General features: G+C 45.9%; 20 protein-coding genes. All 20 read right to left on the minus strand.

What is annotated here, in order from left to right:
• Positions 1–35: 35 nt before the first annotated feature.
• A complete protein-coding gene (locus C8268_RS01530; RefSeq protein WP_106766041.1) occupies positions 36–650 on the minus strand; it encodes an endolytic transglycosylase MltG in 615 nt (204 codons plus the stop codon).
• Positions 647–1,192, minus strand: coding sequence for a hypothetical protein (locus C8268_RS01535; protein ID WP_106766042.1), 546 nt, complete (start codon positions 1,190–1,192; stop codon positions 647–649). Before C8268_RS01535 ends, C8268_RS01530 begins: the two co-directional genes overlap by 4 nt.
• A gap of 32 nt (positions 1,193–1,224) precedes the next feature.
• Positions 1,225–1,536 carry a hypothetical protein gene (locus tag C8268_RS01540; RefSeq protein ID WP_106766043.1) on the minus strand — a complete coding sequence of 104 codons (312 nt, stop codon included), beginning with the start codon at positions 1,534–1,536 and terminating at the stop codon, positions 1,225–1,227.
• Positions 1,537–1,608: 72 nt separating this feature from the next.
• Positions 1,609–3,018, minus strand: a complete 1,410-nt coding sequence (locus C8268_RS01545) for a DUF342 domain-containing protein (protein ID WP_106766044.1) — start codon at positions 3,016–3,018, stop codon at positions 1,609–1,611.
• Positions 3,019–3,064: 46 nt separating this feature from the next.
• On the minus strand, positions 3,065–3,853 hold the full coding sequence (locus C8268_RS01550) for a FliA/WhiG family RNA polymerase sigma factor (RefSeq protein WP_106766045.1): 789 nt from the start codon (positions 3,851–3,853) through the stop codon (positions 3,065–3,067).
• Positions 3,854–3,868: 15 nt separating this feature from the next.
• A complete protein-coding gene (locus C8268_RS01555; protein WP_106766046.1) occupies positions 3,869–4,285 on the minus strand; it encodes a hypothetical protein in 417 nt (138 codons plus the stop codon).
• Between the two features lie 2 nt (positions 4,286–4,287).
• A complete protein-coding gene (locus C8268_RS01560; protein ID WP_106766047.1) occupies positions 4,288–4,785 on the minus strand; it encodes a chemotaxis protein CheD in 498 nt (165 codons plus the stop codon).
• Positions 4,778–5,371: a chemotaxis protein CheC gene (locus C8268_RS01565; RefSeq protein WP_199794904.1), complete on the minus strand. Its 594-nt coding sequence runs from the start codon at positions 5,369–5,371 to the stop codon at positions 4,778–4,780. The genes C8268_RS01560 and C8268_RS01565 overlap by 8 nt, the downstream gene beginning before the upstream one ends.
• A gap of 36 nt (positions 5,372–5,407) precedes the next feature.
• Complete coding sequence (locus C8268_RS01570) at positions 5,408–5,869, minus strand: chemotaxis protein CheW (protein WP_106766049.1); 462 nt, start codon at positions 5,867–5,869, stop codon at positions 5,408–5,410.
• A 58-nt stretch (positions 5,870–5,927) separates the two neighbouring features.
• Positions 5,928–8,000, minus strand: coding sequence for a chemotaxis protein CheA (locus C8268_RS01575; RefSeq protein WP_106766050.1), 2,073 nt, complete (start codon positions 7,998–8,000; stop codon positions 5,928–5,930).
• Between the two features lie 23 nt (positions 8,001–8,023).
• The gene (locus C8268_RS01580) at positions 8,024–9,412 is read right to left on the minus strand and encodes a protein-glutamate methylesterase/protein-glutamine glutaminase (protein ID WP_106766051.1); all 1,389 of its coding nucleotides are present in this window, start codon (positions 9,410–9,412) and stop codon (positions 8,024–8,026) included.
• Between the two features lie 43 nt (positions 9,413–9,455).
• Positions 9,456–10,340 carry a MinD/ParA family protein gene (locus C8268_RS01585; RefSeq protein WP_106766052.1) on the minus strand — a complete coding sequence of 295 codons (885 nt, stop codon included), beginning with the start codon at positions 10,338–10,340 and terminating at the stop codon, positions 9,456–9,458.
• On the minus strand, positions 10,337–11,746 hold the full coding sequence (gene flhF / locus C8268_RS01590; RefSeq protein ID WP_106766053.1) for a flagellar biosynthesis GTPase FlhF: 1,410 nt from the start codon (positions 11,744–11,746) through the stop codon (positions 10,337–10,339). Before flhF ends, C8268_RS01585 begins: the two co-directional genes overlap by 4 nt.
• A complete protein-coding gene (flhA, locus tag C8268_RS01595; protein WP_106766054.1) occupies positions 11,743–13,773 on the minus strand; it encodes a flagellar biosynthesis protein FlhA in 2,031 nt (676 codons plus the stop codon). Before flhA ends, flhF begins: the two co-directional genes overlap by 4 nt.
• A 23-nt stretch (positions 13,774–13,796) precedes the next feature.
• The gene (gene flhB / locus C8268_RS01600) at positions 13,797–14,885 is read right to left on the minus strand and encodes a flagellar biosynthesis protein FlhB (protein ID WP_106769799.1); all 1,089 of its coding nucleotides are present in this window, start codon (positions 14,883–14,885) and stop codon (positions 13,797–13,799) included.
• 30 nt (positions 14,886–14,915) lie between these two features.
• The gene (gene fliR / locus C8268_RS01605) at positions 14,916–15,704 is read right to left on the minus strand and encodes a flagellar biosynthetic protein FliR (protein ID WP_106766055.1); all 789 of its coding nucleotides are present in this window, start codon (positions 15,702–15,704) and stop codon (positions 14,916–14,918) included.
• Between the two features lie 11 nt (positions 15,705–15,715).
• Positions 15,716–15,985, minus strand: coding sequence for a flagellar biosynthesis protein FliQ (gene fliQ / locus C8268_RS01610; RefSeq protein WP_106766056.1), 270 nt, complete (start codon positions 15,983–15,985; stop codon positions 15,716–15,718).
• 31 nt (positions 15,986–16,016) lie between these two features.
• On the minus strand, positions 16,017–16,769 hold the full coding sequence (fliP, locus tag C8268_RS01615) for a flagellar type III secretion system pore protein FliP (RefSeq protein WP_106766057.1): 753 nt from the start codon (positions 16,767–16,769) through the stop codon (positions 16,017–16,019).
• Positions 16,766–17,284 (minus strand): FliO/MopB family protein, encoded by a 519-nt coding sequence (locus tag C8268_RS01620; protein ID WP_106766058.1) that lies wholly within the window; start codon positions 17,282–17,284, stop codon positions 16,766–16,768. Before C8268_RS01620 ends, fliP begins: the two co-directional genes overlap by 4 nt.
• Positions 17,285–17,296: 12 nt before the next feature.
• Positions 17,297–17,662: a response regulator gene (locus C8268_RS01625; RefSeq protein WP_106766059.1), complete on the minus strand. Its 366-nt coding sequence runs from the start codon at positions 17,660–17,662 to the stop codon at positions 17,297–17,299.
• Positions 17,663–17,670: the final 8 nt, after the last annotated feature.

Here is a 17,670-nt window from a genome sequence, read left to right on the forward strand (position 1 = left end):
TTAGACACCATCTAACATTGGGTGCAGTTCAAACCTTAGCGGTTTTCGGACGGTTTCTTAGTTATTTTTTGAATAATTGAATTCATATCTTCACCCGCTGTAAAGGTATACGTCCCTTTTTGGATGAATTTATTTATTTTTTGTGCTGTTGCTTCATCTATAAAGGCTTGTTTATCCTCGATTACTCCTGCTTTTTGCAAACCGCTTGCTACATCGCTTAAATTGCTTCCGCCAGGAATGACATACTGGATTTTGATTGGTTCAGGCTTTTTGGGTGAGGCTGGAGTATTGACGGCAGGATCCGTCGAGCTCTTCTTTGCACTATCCGGTTTCTGAGGCGCTTTAGGTGAAGCAGGTTGATCGGTCTTTGCAGCTTGATCAGGAGATTGAACGGGAGTCCCCTTCATCTTCCCGCTCTCTGTTTTCATTTTTTCCTTCCACTGCTCCTCGGTCATTAACTCTTCGGAACTGTCCACGACTTTCATATCTAACGATTTCGCCGCTTCTTCTATCTGCTCCGGAGTCCACTTTACGTCTTGCGGCTGTGAAGGCGACATCGCCTGCTCTCCTATAAACATCAGCTGTAATAGTACAGCACCTGCCACAAGACCGATACCAAGACCCAACATGAACACACGGTTCTTGATCACGGTGATTCCTCCTGCTTGGCCAATTGTATAATAAGCTGCACCTCACCCCGGTGCATTCCGGTCGATTTGGCAATCATATCGATCGATTTTCCCGCTTCGTACATGTCAAACAGCTCGGAGTAACGGCTTTTAATGGAAGGAATCGGCGTTGGAACCTCTTGATCAGCTTCTTCTTCCGCTGCTGCTGTCTGTTCGAGAGGAGCATCTTCAGGCAAGGATGTTAACAATGCTTCCGCTGTACTCAGACGACCTTCAGCCGCTGCAATCTGCTGCTCTACAGCAAGCAGCCTCTGACGCATTTCGCTGAGATGTTCCTGCTGAGCCTCCTGCCTGACAGCTTGCTCCTTCTTCATTTGTCCTACCAGATCAAGAAGCTGTTCATTCTCCAGCTGTATTTCACCCATATATTGTTCGAGGGTAGATTCCACTTCTTTAATAACTTGTTCACTAGTAACCGTCTCATCTTGACGCTTAGGCAGCATTAAAGCATATAAAACGGCTCCAATGCCCAGGAGTACGATATATATCCACGATGAACCCAAAACAATTAACTCCTTTATGCCAAATGATTTACTTAAAGAGAAATATCCAGAGAACGCCCCTTATAGGGATGTTCTGCCGGCCGCTCTTCTGATTTCTCTTTCTTTTCAGAGGAACCGTTATGCTCCTCCGGTGTTTGCCCCTGTCCACCCTCATCACGAATAGCGGACTCAGCGGTTTCATCAACCTCTGTGCTGCGCTGTGCAGCTTGACGACTTTGCTTCACTTGTTCTCCTGCCAACAATGTCTGATCCTGAGAAGGACGCTGATGATGCTCTTGCTGTATTCTGCTCGCCTCTGTCGTTCGCGGCACTGCGATTTGCATCTCCACCGATTTCAAACTCATGTGAAATCACCTCGTCCTGCATGATTGGCCTTATTACACCTTGTTTTCAGACATTCTGCCTGTGTTGCGGTGCTACAGTAAGGTGTTCATTACGATATCCCCTTCATGATAATAAAAAGAAACCCGCTGTGTCGGATCCTTAATAAACCGGGTATACCGACCAATGACGATCTTGGACCCTCCGTATATCGTTTTTATGATTTCCACTCTGGCTTTGCCCGTGTCCTCAAGCATGCGTTCAATTTCAAGCATTCTCTCCTTAATTTCATTCTGCTTCCCTGTATTGGATTTCTTGGTCGCATTCAGCTTGATTCGAAGTGCAAGTCTATCAGGCGAAAGCTGGCCTGAAGCTGCCAGCTGATTCAGTAAATAAAGCGCCTTATCTGTTTTGTCTGTACTTTCAACCAGCTGCTTCAACTGGGCTCTCAGCTCAGTCATTTCATTACGGAGTTCGGGGAGAACCCCAACCTCTATTACCGTTGCTGTGGACATCGTATTGCCGATTGTGCGGGCGATAACCTTTTCACCAGCTTGAATCACGCCTCCAACAATAAGGCCCTTCGTCCCGTTACAAATAACATTTTGACCTGCCCGAATATTGGAATGCATGATGCTCTGGGATACGGTTACATCCACGCCGGCAATAACATTTCCGTCTTGTACGAAAGAGCTTTTTACGTTTTGCCCCGCTTTTACGTACCCTTTGTTATAACCGATAATACCTCCGGATATATCGACAGACCCGCCCGCATCAAGTTCAGCCCCTTCAACGAAGCCTGTCACTCGAATATCCCCGGCACATTTAATTCGAAATCCTGTCAGTACATTCCCACGAATGACGACCGTGCCTACAAAATCAATGTTACCGATGCTGTAATCGACATCTCCATTGACTTCATAGACGGGGAATACATTGATCTTGCCTTTCTCCGTCTTCGTCAAAAGTCCGTCAATGGCAGCATACATTGCTGTCTGTTCAGGATTTACTACAACGTTCTTGCCGATCTTGAAACGTGCTTCTTTACCAGGCTTGCACGGAATCTGTTCACCCGTAACCGCCGTCCCCGGCACTCCGGCCGTTGGTGGAATGCGCGTTGCAATCAATTGACCCTTCTTAACATTGTTTAAACGAATGACTTCCTTATAATCTACTTTTCCATCATCTGTTTCAATCGGTCGCCGGTTCTTATCTTCGCCCAGATCTATCTTCAATTCAATCCGTCCATCTTGACCATGAACCGGTTCATCGCCAATAGCGACCGGGGTTCTGCTATATTGATATTCTTCTGAATGACTGACGATGCGGTTTAAAATATCATGCTGGAGCCCATAGCGGATATGTTGGCTTCGAAGAAACTGTTCGAGAGCTTCCATCGTACAGGTAAAATCCTTATCCCGATCTGATATCTGCAAATAAGCAATTGTCTTATCCTCTGAAAAGGTGACTTTAAAATACTTATCCAATGCATAATCAACAGACAATTCATGAACCCCCTTCCAAATTGGCAAGCGTCAATCGTTCTTCGTGTTAATCGTTCTGCATCAATAAATCCCGATCTTTATCAAGCGTAGCCCTTAGTCTAAGAATTGCTTTGGAATGCAGCTGGGAGATCCTTGAGGGAGACAGCGACATGACTTCAGCAATTTCACTAAGTGACAAGTCTTCATAATACAGCAAGGAGACGACAGTTCTTTCCTTTTCCGTCAGCTTGCGAATACCCTTAACCAGAGCTTCACGCAAGTAAAACTCATGTACTTTGTGGTCGGGATTCTTGGCTTTTTCATCCACTAAAAGTGACATTCGAGTTTCGGATTCTTCTTCTCGGATAGGATCTTCCAAAGAAGTAAGTGTCATCACCGCTACTTCTTGTAACATATTCCTAAACTCCTTTTCGGAAACTTCGAGATAGTCGCTCATCTCTGAATCACTGACTGTCCGTAAATATTGTTGCTCCAAATGCTGATATGCCGATTCTATTTTCTTTGCCTTTTCCCGAACAGAACGCGGGACCCAATCCCCCTGGCGAAGAGAATCCAAAATTGCACCTCGAACCCGCCACGATGCATAGGTTTCAAACTGCAGACCGCGTTTATAATCGAATTTCTCGATAGCATCGATCAAACCCATAACTCCATTACTAGCCAGGTCCTCTTTGGAGACATTTCTGGGAAGTCCGATTGCCAAACGGCTTGAAACATAGTCAACGATGTGCAAATGATTCTCTATTAGTTTCTTTTTCGCTTCCTGGTCCCCGTTTTCCTTCCATGCGACCCATAAATCGACATGGTTGGGGAGAGAAGCTTTACGCTCGTCCAATTGCCTTCACCATCCTTATTGTTCTGTCAGGTGACGAACGGCCTTGGCCAGTTCTTCGGGTTCCTTTGTCGAAACCAGCTTGGGAGGGTTTAATGGAACAAAGTCATCTCCTCCCTGATCTTTCTCTGGTTCCGGTTTTATCAGATTCATCAATTCCTTATCCTCATCCGGTGTTGTCAAATCAAGTCTGTTCCCCAATTGTTCGTCAGAAGCTTGGTCAGAAAAATCCTCTTCTTCATTAAAGTCCGTATCCGGTGTGGAAACCATATCGATAACCCATTTCAACAAAAGGGCTAAAAGAAACCACACGGCAAATGCGATTAAAGCACGGTATAAACTTGTCGACCACAAGTTATTGCGTGAAGTGATTAAAAACGTTAGTATAAATCCGACTAATCCGGCCCACAAATAAAAACGAATTTTTCCTATCATAGCTACAATTCCTTTATGCCCTTTTGTACACTGCGTATGGTTAAAATCCCTGTTGTGCAATCCAATTCGACAGTTCGTCCATAATTTCCGCCGGTATCTTCAGCAACTAGCGGAATTCCCATCTGTTCCAATCCAGCTTTACAAGATTCTACATTTCGAGGTCCGATTCTCATGCTGTCACCAGCACCTGCAAAAGCAAACATCTGGGCTCCACCAGCCATTTTTGCTACCAGCCTGTCCGGAGAAGCTCCCTTATCTTTCAGCTTATTGAATAGAACCGGTAGCGCCGTATCCGCATACTTCGCCAAATTCAGCCTGCCTTCCCTGGCGATCGATGAAGAGGGGAGCATGACGTGAGCCATACCTCCGATCTTCAACAGCGGGTCATAAAGAGTCAGTCCCACGCAAGAGCCTAGACCAGTTGTACGCAAAATCTCGCTGGAACCCGCGACATTTAAATCCGCCATCGCCACTTTCACTACACTTTGTTCTTCAATCATTCTCTAGAGGCACTCCCAAAGCTTCAAATATTTGAGCAAACGACTGAGGGTCAGGTATCAGAAAAAACTGTCCCTCCACTTCATGCTGTCCTTCCAGGAACGTCGTGTTGATCAACAGGGCATCATCCCCCATTTCACCAAACTGCAAAAGACCGTAGCTTAATATCGCACCTGCCATGTCTATCGCTAAACCGGGCACAGTCGGTGTCATCACCAGCTTTGTGAAGTCTGCAAGAGAGGACAAGTATGATCCCGCCAAGATGTTACCAATCTCACTTATCGCAGATAGCTCCATTTCAGAAAAACCGTTTTCCTCAGGTATTTCTATTCCAGCCAAACGCTTAAGCAATTTTTTGGCGGCCTCAGGACTCATAATAAAGAACAGATTCCCGGGCGCCTCTCCCTCTACCCGCAAAAAAACTGCGAGTACGATCCGCTCCGCCCCGCCTACACTTTCTGCGATTTCCTCAAAAGAAAGAAGCTGAACCAGCGGCACGGCCATATCAATCGGCTTGTTCAAGAGCTGGGAAAGGGCGGTTGCGGCATTACCTGCCCCGATATTCCCAACCTCTTTGAGGACGTCCATCTTGAGGTCCTTATCATACTTGAAAAGTTCCACTGCCTATTCCTCTAATCCTTCGAGCTGGATGATTTCGCTCTTATTCAGCACCTCAGACAGATTAAGCATAACGAGCAGTCGATCCTCACCGATTTTTGCAACGCCGCGCAAATATTTCGCTTTCACACCGCCAACTACTTCAGGTGGTGTTTCAATGTTGTCGCTGTTCAAGTCGATGACATCGCTGGCTGAGTCGACGATAAAGCCAACCTGCATTTCATTCACTGCCACGATAATGATTCGGGTCTGATCGGTGTATTCCGCCTCCGGCAGACCGAATCGTCCGCGCAGATCAATCACCGGAATAACAACGCCTCGAAGATTAATAACCCCTTTTACGAATGAGTAGGTTTTCGGCACACGTGTAATCGGCAGCAGACGTTCGATGGTCTGTACCTTTTCCACTTCAATTCCATACTCTTCGCTTCCAAGCTTGAAGACGATGACTTTCATTTCTTCTCCCATGTTAAACCCTCCCTATATGTACACACCCCAACTTCAGGTGGTCTTGATTGTTCCATCATTACTTGATAAAAGCATTTGGGTCTATGATGAGCGCAACTTGCCCATCACCCAGAATGGTGGCACCGGAAATGCCCTGAATGGAAGGCAGATATTTCCCAATATTTTTAATGACGATCTCGCTCTGACCGATAAAATTGTCGATCGCCAAAGCGGCCAGCCTCTCACCTTTGCGGATTACGATAATTTCAGTTTCATCCTCGGCCTCTTCATCAAAATCCGGAATATCAAATACACGGCTCAGTGAAATAAGCGGTATATGGGACTCTCTGAATGGAACCATCCGACTGCCGTGAACGACGCGAATTTGCCCTTTCTTAACAATTCCTGTCTCCACAATCGATGTCAGCGGAATTGCAAATTTTTCAGAGCCCATCTGAATAAGCATGGCAGCAATAATGGAAAGTGTAAGCGGAAGCTGTACCGAGAAATTCGTCCCTTTTCCTGGGGTTGAATAAATCGTAACGTTGCCGCCAAGGGAATTGATTTTTGATTTTACAACATCAAGACCTACACCTCGACCAGACACATCCGAAATTTTATCGGCTGTACTAAAGCCCGGGGCGAACAGAAGCTGATTCGCTTCTTCATCTGACATTGCAGCAGCTTGCTCTTCGGTTACCACGCCTTTTTTAATGGCACTTTTGATGACGTTATCCCGAATAATTCCGCGTCCATCATCCTCGATCTCGATGAAAACATGGTTACCGCTGTGGAACGCCCGAAGTTGAACCGTTCCGGTCTCCGACTTCCCTGCGGCCAATCGGTCAGCAATCGGTTCTATACCATGATCGACAGAATTCCGGATCAAATGAACGAGTGGATCTCCAATTTCATCAATAACGGTGCGATCCAGCTCCGTTTCCGCCCCCGTAATAATCAAGTCGATTTTTTTATCGAGAGTTTTGGCCAGGTCACGAACCATTCGCGGAAAGCGGTTAAAGACGGTGTCTACCGGAACCATCCGCAATTTCAGTACGATATTTTGAAGGTCGCTGCTAACCCGGCTCATATGCTCAACTGTATCGGTTAAATCCTGATTCTTCGCCTCATTGGCCAGCTGTTCCAAACGTACACGGTCAATCAGCAACTCACTAAAGAGATTCATCAATACATCCAGGCGTTCGATATCGACCCGAATCGTTCTTGATGGAGTATGAGTACCGTTTTTCGGGGCGGCCTTTAATGGGGCTGATTCGGTTGACTTGGCTGTTGAAGCAGGCGCAGCAGGAGCTGGCTCGCTCGGAGCATTTTCCGTTTTATGATCGACGGCTTCTGCTGTCGCCGCGCTTTCTTCAGCCATTTGCTGCAGCGATTCATGATCAAGCTCTGCCATTGTCACCGAGTCAACTTCTGAAATATTCATAATTTGGTTTTCAACATCCGCCGGATTTTTCTGTGTAATAAAGTACAGCGAGAAGGCTCGGTCAAATTCGCCCTGCTCGATTTCCTCTACATCGGGATGCGTCTTAACGATTTCTCCGGACCTTTCCAGAAGCTCAAACACCATATACGCTCTGACTGCCTTAAGCTGACAGTCCTCACGCAATTGAACCTGAATATAGAGCACTTTATGCCCTTCAGCAATGGACTGGTCCAACACAGAAAACTGGAATTCATCCAGTTCAATACCTGGATAGGGCGAAGAGCTGTTTGCAGATTGTACAGAAGCATCAGTCTCTGCCGGAGCTCCTTCCCCACGGACTATCGCTTGAAGTGAAGCTGCTATAGAGGAAATGTCAGCCTTCCCTTCACCACCCTGTACGATATCCTGTACCATCGATTCGAGCGCATCCAAGCTTTTAAATAAAGTGTCAAAAATATAATCCTGCATTTTGAGCTTTTCATTCCGAACCAGATCCAGTACATTCTCCATCTGGTGTGTAAGGGATGCAAGATCTTCAAAACCCATGGTCGCGGCCATCCCTTTCAAGGTATGCGCAGACCGGAAGATCACCTGTACAATGCCCAAGTCACCCGGGTTGTTTTCCAGCTGAAGCATGTTTTCATTTAATGACTGCAGATGATCATTCGACTCATCAATAAACATGGATAAATATTGATTCATGTCCATTGCGAGACACCTCCTCTATGAGTTCACTTACCGATATTAACTGCTTGAACTAATTTCCCTGCAATTTCATGCAGTGGAAGAACATAACTTACACAGCCCAACTCTACGGCGGATCGAGGCATACCATATACAACACAGGTTTCCTCACTTTCGGCGAACGTTGACGTAACTCCCGAATCATAAAGCCGCTTCATCATCTTCGCTCCGTCACTTCCCATCCCCGTCATAATTACAGCATGCCGCTTCAAGGACGTTAAAGGCAGGAGAGATTCGAACAGCACATCGACCGAAGGACGATGACCATTTCGCGGCTCATCATGATGAATCGCTATGCGATACTGATCATCTTCGGATCGGGTTATTCTCATATGACTTCCTCCCGGAGCTATATATGCTGCTCCCTTCTTTAATTCCATCCCATCACTGGCCTCTACAACTTGTAAAGGGCTAAAAAAATCAAGACGCTGAGCCAAGGATTTCGTAAAATTCGGAGGCATATGCTGTACGATGACGATCGGTGCCGGAAAATCGCCTGGAAGGTTCTCCAGGAAGGCTTTCAGCGCCCTCGGTCCTCCCGTTGAGCATCCAACTGCAACTAATTGAGATATGCTACTGTGTTCCCCGGAAGAATCCGCAGAAGACACCATATTTACATCTGATCCCTTGCGAACAAGGTGACTGGTATTGGCTTCAATCGCTCTGCGTCCTACAAAAGAAGTGAATCCCTTTTCTCCAGCAGTACGACCTGAACTGTCCATGGTTTGATGGGGCTTGCTTTTTGGAGTCTCCGGTGCTTTTTCTATTGCATTTGGATTCCTAGCAAGCGACTGCTCCGAAATGCCCTCTTTCGAATCTTTCTTTTTTTTGGAATGATACGATGGAGCTGTCGGCAAATTCTGATCATCTGAACCTAAGAACAGTTGTCGATCGGAAGGCCTTGGCGGAAGAAGAATCGCTTTTGGGTTATCCTGGCGCTTTTGCTCTTCTTCCTCCCACAATGCCCTCCGTGCTTTGGCCTGCATCGCTGCATTCAGTTGCTTAAGTAGCTCCCGGCCAACCTGCTCAATATCCTGAGCATTGGATATGGAAGGCTTGCGTATAAAATCAAAGGCCCCAAACTCCAGCGCTAAAATCGTTTCTCGCATCCCTTGCTCGTTTACACCCGACAACATAATAACAGCCCGTGGCCCCGTCTCCATAATGGTTTTCAGCGCGTCCAGACCATTCATTTCGGGCATTTCTACATCCATCGTAATAATATCAGGATCGAGTTCTTTAGCTTTCACTACAGCTTCCCTGCCGTTACTTGCTGTGCCCGCAACTTGAAAACGCTGATCGCGCTCAATCAAGTCGGAAATGATTCGTCTCATAAAGGGAGAATCATCTACCACCAGCACTCGAAATGGCGTCATTAAAGTCCACCTCAGTTTCCCTCATAGTCAAAAAAGAATTATATTATTTCCGTTTAAGCCATCTGTGCATAAATCCTTTGATTCCCGTAAGGGAGCCAGACTCCGGCTGCGCCGGAATGGCCAAATAACGCAGGGCGATCCGTTGTATATCACGGGACGCTTCACACTTTGGAAAAGCAAGAGTGAACGGAAACTGATGTTTAACGGATTTCACAACATGCGGATCGTCCGTAACATATCCCAGCATCTTAATATCCAAATTCAAAAACCGCTGTGCCGTTAGTATAATCTTGTCCGATGCTTGTCTGGCTTCTGCCTCATCTCCTGCCCGGTTCACAATCAAAGCAAACGGTACTTCCGGACTATTTCCGTGAACGACTTTGATCAAAGCATAGGCATCTGTGATGGAGGTCGGTTCCGGTGTAGTCACAACCAGGCATTGATCGGCAGACGTGATAAATTTCATGTTCTCTTTGGATAATCCGGCGCCTGTATCAAACAAGATGTAATCCATTTCGGAAGAGACAAGTTCAATCTGAGATACAAAATAGTTCAAATCCTCCTCTGACAAGGAAATCATGTCGGCAATTCCCGAGCCGCCGGGTATGTAAGGAATCTCGCCTGGTCCGTATTGGATAACATCGTAAATGCTTTTTTCTTGTCGCAGCACATGATACAGGCTAAATCGGGATGATACTCCCATCAGAACATCAATATTCGCCATGCCGATATCAGCATCAAACACAAGCACCTTCCGCCCTAAAGATCGGAGTTTTAAAGCAAAGTTCAATGTGAAATTAGACTTTCCAACCCCACCTTTTCCACTCGTAATCGTAATGATTTTAGCTGCTCTTTTCGAGGAAGGTGCCGGGCGCGCTGGTATTTTTTTTGAAACCAAATGTCGAAGTGATTGTGCTTGATCGGTCATGATTGCTGTTCTCCAAGAAGCATTCGAGTCAATAGTGCTGTGTCGGGCATTAGCAAGTCATCGGGAACATTTTGACCATTCGTCATATAAGATAGCTTTAACGGATGGGCATTTAGCAGATTAAACAATGGACCACAGCTTCCCGTTTCATCCAACTTCGTAAAAATGACCTTGTCCAGACCAAACTTGCTGAAATGATCGGTAATCTCAACCATATCACTGCTTTTGGATGTCAAGCTGAGAACAAGATAGGTCTCACTTTGATCCGATGGTGCAAATAAGCTTTGCAGTTCTGAAACCAAAAGCTCATTACGGTAATTTCGTCCTGCTGTGTCCATTAATATCAAGTCGCATTCTTCCAGACGATGCATCGCCCGCTGCATATCACCGGGTGATTGCACAACCTCAAGCGGCACATTTAATATGGATGCATAAGTTCTAAGCTGATCTACGGCCGAAATACGGTAAGTATCCGATGTAATGAATCCTACCTTTCGGTGATACTTGAACAACTGCTCCGCCGCAAGCTTGGCGATCGTTGTCGTTTTGCCAACTCCTGTCGGACCCGCAATATAAACCAGCCGGGTACTACTTTGTATCCCTCCGCCCAAACGCTTCTCCAAAAATGATTCCATCTGACGAAAGATCGATGTATGCAGCTGTTCATCACTCAAGGTCTTGCCGCTTTCCAACCATTCCTCCATCGTGTTGTTCAACCAGACTTCGGACAGTTCAGCCGATAAATCCTGTTTCATCAGCTGTTCGCGAATGTTTTCAAGGGAATCAGGATATTCCCGGACAGCCAGACTTTGACGAGAAAGGCGGGCAATCCATTCTTTCATCTCCCGCAGCTCATCGAGCAGTTTTTGCTCTGTCATGGTTTTTGATTCAGACAAAGCGTTTGCATCAACCAAGGATGTCGCTTCCGTTCTATCTTCAGGTACGTGCATCTCCTGCAACGCATGAGGGCTGTCGGGCCGCTCTTCCGAAAGTTCAGCGGGCTGCTGGCTTCCGCCAGCAGCCTGTGCTAACGCAGCGGCAAAATCTGCTGCAGCTTGCTCTCGATCCGAGAACTGTCCAGAAATCTCACCGGACTTTTCAATATCGCTGCGCTCGCTTGTTTTGTTTTTTCCGGCAGGTTGAGAGCTTTCAGCGCTTTTCTTATATGCCTGCGGAACAGTATTTCTAGGGACTTGAGGCATGGGCATAACAGGCTTATCTTGTTTCGGCTTGTCGTCTTTATCGACTGCTGCAATAACTTCGATCTTCTTCTTGGTGAAAATGCCCATAAATCCGCCTATTTTCACCTGTTTCGAGCTGAGGATTACCGCATCATTCCCAAGCTCGTCCCGTATGTGCTGCATCGCCTCCGGCATTGTATCCACGATAAATCGTTTTACTCTCATAAATTCACCACCCCGACGCTCTGTATTTCAACATTGGGCTCAAGCTCACTGTAAGAGAGTACCGGTATATCCTGCATACTGCGTTCAATAACCTGCCGCAAATACATCCGAATCGCAGGAGATGTTAACAATACGGGCTGCTGTCCCATCTGGATGATCCGGTTCACCTGCTCGCTTAGCTTTTGGAATATGCTCTGGGATGAAACCGGATCAATCGCAATATAGCTTCCCTGGTCGGTCTGCTGCACACTTTCGGCGATTTTTTTCTCCAACTCAGGACCTACGGTAATGACCCGCATCGCCTCTCCTTCCGGAGCATATTGTTGTGTAATCTGTCGTGAAAGTGCTTGTCTTACGTACTCAGTAAGCACATCAGGATCTTTCGAGTATTGTCCATAGTCAGCAAGGGTTTCGAATATCGTTACCAAATCCCGAATCGATATTTTCTCCTTCAGCAGCTTGGCCAGTACCTTCTGTACATCACCGATCGTAAGAACGGAAGGAATGAGTTCATCAACAAGCACCGGGTAACTTTCTCGAATATTGTCGACAAGTGTTTTCGTCTCCTGTCGTCCAATCAACTCATGGGCATGTCTCTTGATCAGTTCCGTCAAATGCGTAGCAACTACAGAAGGAGGGTCAACTACCGTATAACCACCCAGCTCCGCCCGCTCCTTCGTGTTTTCGTCAATCCACAATGCCGGAAGACCAAAGGCAGGTTCTGTTGTTTCGATACCCGTAACCGAATCGTCCTCATACCCAGGGCTCATGGCAAGATAGTGATTTAGTAATAGTTCACCGCCGCCGACAACATTCCCTTTAATTTTTATGACGTATTCATTCGGTTTTAGTTGAATATTGTCGCGAATACGTATAACAGGTACGACGAGTCCCAGCTCAAGCGCACATTGTCTGCGGATCATAATGATCCTGTCAAGCAAATCGCCGCCTTGCTGTGCGTCTGCCAGCGGAATAAGACCGTAACCAAACTCAAATTCGATCGGGTCAACCTGAAGCAGGTTGATGACACTCTCCGGACTGCGAACTTCTTCGATCTGCTGTTCCTCCTCCATTTGCTCAACTTCCACTTGCTGCCGATCCAGTCTGCTCTGCATGCTCCTTGCTGCAAAGAACAGCAAAACAGCGATCGGAAGCGTTGCAAGGAAGCCAATCGGAGTCATACCAAGAAAGAACACAGTAATTGCAACAATATATAAAAGTTTTGGATATGATAATAGCTGGCCTGTCAGATCATCAGATAAAGTACCTTCTGATGAAGCTCGTGTTACGATGATACCGGCTGCCGTTGAAATCAACAGTGCCGGAATTTGGCTTACCAAGCCGTCACCGATCGTAAGAATCGAGTATGTACTCATCGCGTCTTGAAAAGTCATACCATGAATGGAAATACCGATAATAAATCCGCCGATCAGGTTGATCAAGAGAATAATAATCGAAGCAATGGCATCACCTTTAACGAACTTGCTCGCACCATCCATCGCCCCGTAAAAATCGGCTTCTCTCTCGATCTTCCGCCTCCGCTCGCGAGCCTGGACTTCATTAATCATGCCAGCGTTCAAATCGGCATCAATACTCATCTGCTTCCCCGGCATGGCATCGAGTGTAAATCTTGCCGCCACTTCAGCAACCCGCTCCGAGCCCTTCGTAATAACGATAAACTGGACGACGACGAGGATCAGAAAGACGATAAATCCTATAGCTATCTCTCCTCCGGCAATCCAGCTACCGAAAGTAGCGACAACATCCCCGGCTTGTCCCTTGGACAAAATAAGCTTGGTTGTTGATATGTTCAATGCCAATCGAAACAGCGTCGTTATTAACAAAAGCGAAGGGAAAATAGAAAAGTCTAGCGCTTCCTTCGTATTCATGGCGACGAGTAATATCGTAAGTGCCAATGAAATGTTAATAACAAGCAGTATATCCAATAGCCATATAGGGATCGGAAGAATCATCATAAGCACGATGCCGATAACACCCGCTAAAACAGATATTTCTTTAATTTTCACTGCTGTCGGCCTCCGATCCCATATTATTTCACTTTACCTTTTAATTTGTATACGTACGCCAGCACTTCAGCTACTGCCTGAAACAGATCGCCTGGGATCGAGTCCCCGATTTCCGCTCTTTGATAGAGCGCCCGTGCAAGCGGTTTGTTTTCCATCGTAATGATGCCATTTTCCTTGGCGATTTCCTTTATTCGCAATGCCATATAATCTTGTCCTTTGGCAATAATCTGCGGCGCATCCATGGAAGCTCCATCATACTTTAACGCTACGGCAAAATGAGTCGGGTTCGTAATAATGACATCTGCCTTTGGAACTTCCTGCATCATCCGCTGAAGTGCCATACGCCGCTGACGCTCACGTATCTTTCCTTTAATAAGCGGATCGCCTTCCATTTTCTTATATTCGTCTTTTATATCCTGCTTGGACATTCGGATGCTTTTTGCATGCTGGTATTTTTGAAAGATGAAATCAAGAATGGCCAGAACGATTAATCCGACCGCAATTTTAACTCCAAGAGACAACGTCACGTCAGCTGTAAAATCAAAGATCCCTTCTGGGCTCATCAAGGCGAGTGAAGACAACCCTTCTCTCGCATCCCATAGTGTGCTATAGACGAGATAACCGATAATAACCAGTTTTAAGATCGATTTAAAAAACTCTGCGACACTTCGCATGGACGCTATATTTTTAAACCCTTTGATCGGATCGATTTTACTGAATTTCATCTTTAGCGGCTCTCCTGTCAAGAGAAAACCGACCTGCATGTAATTAATAACAAGTGCCATAACAAACACCGCGATAAACAAAGGAGCTAGCAGCAGCAATAGCTGTATCCCATATTCCCCGAACAGCATGATCGTATTATCCGCTGTTACATCCATGGAAAGCCGATTCAAGTAGATATCGGTAAACAGCCGAACGACGTGATCCCCTATATATCCGCCAAAGAACATCAGACATAAAAATGCGGATAACAGAACAGCTGCGCCTGACAGCTCCATACTTTTGGCAACCTGACCTTTTTTACGGGTGTCCTGCTTCTTTTTAGGTGTAGCCTTTTCAGTCTTTTCACCAGAGAACAGCTGCAGATCCAGACGATATTTCAAGGTCACATCTACCACTAATCTCCACTCCTAACTTCATTACGCCGGCTTACTGCCTATCACATCCAGCAGTTTCTGCAGGGCTTCAAACATTTCAACAAAGAGATGTTCAAACAGTCCTGATAATCCTGGCATAAGCAGTAGAAGCAGTACCAAACCAACAATGATTTTCAAAGGAATGCCGACGACAAACACGTTGAACTGAGGCGCTGTTCTCGCCAGAAATCCAAGACCAACATCGGTCAAAAATAACGCTGCAACAATCGGTGCACACATTTGAAGTGCCAGCACAAACGAATGAGCAAATGTTGTGATCAGAAAATCGGACACACTACCAGCTTGTATTTCGTAAAATACATTGCCGGTGATGGCAATCCAGTCATAGCTGTACATTATGGCATCCAATAGAAAATGATGTCCGTTCATATTTAAAAATACGAGGAGCGCCATCATATATTTAAAATTACCGATGAGCGGTGTTGAAACACCAGTAACCGGATCGATCACATTCGCCATGCTGAAGCCGATCTGAATGTCGATCAAACCACCTGCTGTTTGAACGACCGCCATCATCAAAAACGCGGTAAACCCTAAAAGTAACCCTACCATAACCTCTTGGATGATCAGAAGTACATACGATATATCTTGAACGACCACCTGACCAAGACCAAAGGTTAAAAACACAAGAACAGTAACAATAAAGGAAAGTCCTATTTTAAAAGTTACTGGAACTCCATTCGCCGAATAGACCGGCACGACTACAAAAAAAGATGTAATTCGACAAAAAATAAGCATAAAGACAGGAATACTTTGTTCCAACCATTCCATGGACACTCAGCCTATCCGATATATTTGTGGAGATTGTCCAGAATACCTGTCGTAAAATCCACAAGTGTTGTTAATATCCAAGGACCAAACAGCAGCAATGAGACCAGGACAATAATGATCTTAGGCACAAAGGCAAGTGTTTGCTCTTGGATCTGTGTCGTTGCTTGAAAAATACTGATGACTAACCCCACGACCAATGCAAGCACAAGCATCGGGGCACTTACTTTTAACACGGTATATACCGCCTGTGCCGCCAGACCGATAATAAACTCAGCACTCACAGTGAGTCCTCCTGTCTTGAAAAACTTGCCGCTATGGATTGAAGCTCATTAACATGGACTTCACAACCAAATACCATCCATCAACCAGCACGAACAGCAAGATTTTGAACGGCAGTGAAATCATAATAGGTGGCAACATCATCATACCCATAGCCATTAAAACACTCGCCACGACGATGTCGATGATCAGGAATGGAATAAAGATCATAAAGCCCATTTGAAAGCCAGTCTTAAGTTCGCTAATAGCAAACGCAGGTACTAATACTGTTAGCGGAATATCCTCATAGCTGTCCGGTTTCTCCGCTCCTGTATATTTCATAAACAACAGCAGGTCCTTTTCCCGTGTATGCGAGAACATAAACTTTTTCATCGGCTCCTGAGCCTTATCAAGCGCCTCCGTTTGTGTAATCTCACCCTTAAGATAGGGCTGCAGCGCTACATCATTCATAGCCGAGAGCGTTGGTGCCATAACAAACAAAGTTAAGAATAATGCCAATCCGATCAGTACCTGATTCGGGGGTGTTTGTTGGGTACCAAGCGATGTACGTACAAAGCTTAAAACGATAACAATTCGGGTAAAACTCGTCATCAGGACAAGGATTGCAGGGGCCAGACTGAGCACCGTAATCAACAGAATGATAGTAAGTGCACTCGTACCAGGCTTGTCCCCATTGCTGCCGATTTGTATATCGATGTTAGGTATCGGATCGGCCCAGGCCGAGGTGGCCAAGACCATTCCCATCAGCATCATTACCGTGACAGCAGTTACGATCTTCTTATTCATGAATCTTCTTGGTCCTCCCGCAGCAATTCTTCAACCTTTTGTTTTCGATTGGGTACGCTGCGAAGCTTAGATTCGAACACCTCGTGAAACGAGGTTGAATTCCCAAGCTCAATTTCCTCTGACTTCTGCTCCTTTTGAAACTTGGCCGCAAGCTTACCAATGAACGAAGGCATCATCCCCGGATTCAGGCCGCTGTCCTGATTGAACAAAGCCTGAATCTGAGCAACTTCAGCCGGATCGGATATTTTGTCGATAAGCGAGACATCTTCACCAACCCCGATCAAGTAGATGCAGCCTCCCACCTCAATTAACTGAATGGATTTATTCGGGCCAACTCCAACGGCACCGAGTGTCCGAATGGAGCGGCCCTGCATCCAGCTCTGATTTTTTCGGCCCAAAAACCGGATCAGAAGCACAATGGCTGTAACGATAATACCAAGTACGATAAATACATAAAAAAGCTGAAGATAAAACCCCGACGTGGCCGATCCTAAATCTTCTGAAGCTGCTATCATAAAAAGACTTCCTTATACGCCAAGCGTTTTATTAATAGCTTCAATTACACGGTCCGATTGGAATGGTTTAACAATAAAATCTTTCGCTCCAGCCTGGATAGCATCGATCACCATAGCCTGTTGCCCCATCGCGGAACACATAATTACTTTTGCATTTGGATCTGCCTTTTTGATTTCTTTCAAAGCAGCGATCCCGTCCATTTCAGGCATCGTAATGTCCATCGTTACGAGATCCGGACGCAGCTCTTTAAACTTTTCAATCGCCTGGGCTCCGTCTTGAGCCTCTCCGACGACCTCAAATCCGTTTTTCGTCAAAATATCCCGGATCATCATTCTCATAAATGCTGCATCGTCCACAATCAGAATTCGGTTAGCCATTGATCAAA

Origin of the sequence: Paenibacillus faecalis (assembly GCF_900289175.1) — a bacterium.
Classification (GTDB): Bacteria; Bacillota; Bacilli; order Paenibacillales; family Paenibacillaceae; genus Paenibacillus_AQ; species Paenibacillus_AQ faecalis.

Bases quoted from the DNA above. Each gene is read 5' to 3' on its own strand.
- C8268_RS01575 (WP_106766050.1), bottom strand. From the start codon at position 8,000: ATGGACATGAATCAATATTTATCCATGTTTATTGATGAGTCGAATGAT.
- C8268_RS01625 (WP_106766059.1), bottom strand. From the start codon at position 17,662: ATGGCTAACCGAATTCTGATTGTGGACGATGCAGCATTTATGAGAATG.
- C8268_RS01565 (WP_199794904.1), bottom strand. From the start codon at position 5,371: ATGGACGTCCTCAAAGAGGTTGGGAATATCGGGGCAGGTAATGCCGCA.
- C8268_RS01585 (WP_106766052.1), bottom strand. From the start codon at position 10,340: ATGACCGATCAAGCACAATCACTTCGACATTTGGTTTCAAAAAAAATA.
- C8268_RS01540 (WP_106766043.1), bottom strand. From the start codon at position 1,536: ATGAGTTTGAAATCGGTGGAGATGCAAATCGCAGTGCCGCGAACGACA.
- C8268_RS01620 (WP_106766058.1), bottom strand. From the start codon at position 17,284: ATGATAGCAGCTTCAGAAGATTTAGGATCGGCCACGTCGGGGTTTTAT.
- flhF (WP_106766053.1), bottom strand. From the start codon at position 11,746: ATGAGAGTAAAACGATTTATCGTGGATACAATGCCGGAGGCGATGCAG.
- C8268_RS01560 (WP_106766047.1), bottom strand. From the start codon at position 4,785: ATGATTGAAGAACAAAGTGTAGTGAAAGTGGCGATGGCGGATTTAAAT.
- C8268_RS01580 (WP_106766051.1), bottom strand. From the start codon at position 9,412: ATGACGCCATTTCGAGTGCTGGTGGTAGATGATTCTCCCTTTATGAGA.
- fliP (WP_106766057.1), bottom strand. From the start codon at position 16,769: ATGAATAAGAAGATCGTAACTGCTGTCACGGTAATGATGCTGATGGGA.
- C8268_RS01555 (WP_106766046.1), bottom strand. From the start codon at position 4,285: ATGATAGGAAAAATTCGTTTTTATTTGTGGGCCGGATTAGTCGGATTT.
- C8268_RS01570 (WP_106766049.1), bottom strand. From the start codon at position 5,869: ATGGGAGAAGAAATGAAAGTCATCGTCTTCAAGCTTGGAAGCGAAGAG.
- fliR (WP_106766055.1), bottom strand. From the start codon at position 15,704: ATGGAATGGTTGGAACAAAGTATTCCTGTCTTTATGCTTATTTTTTGT.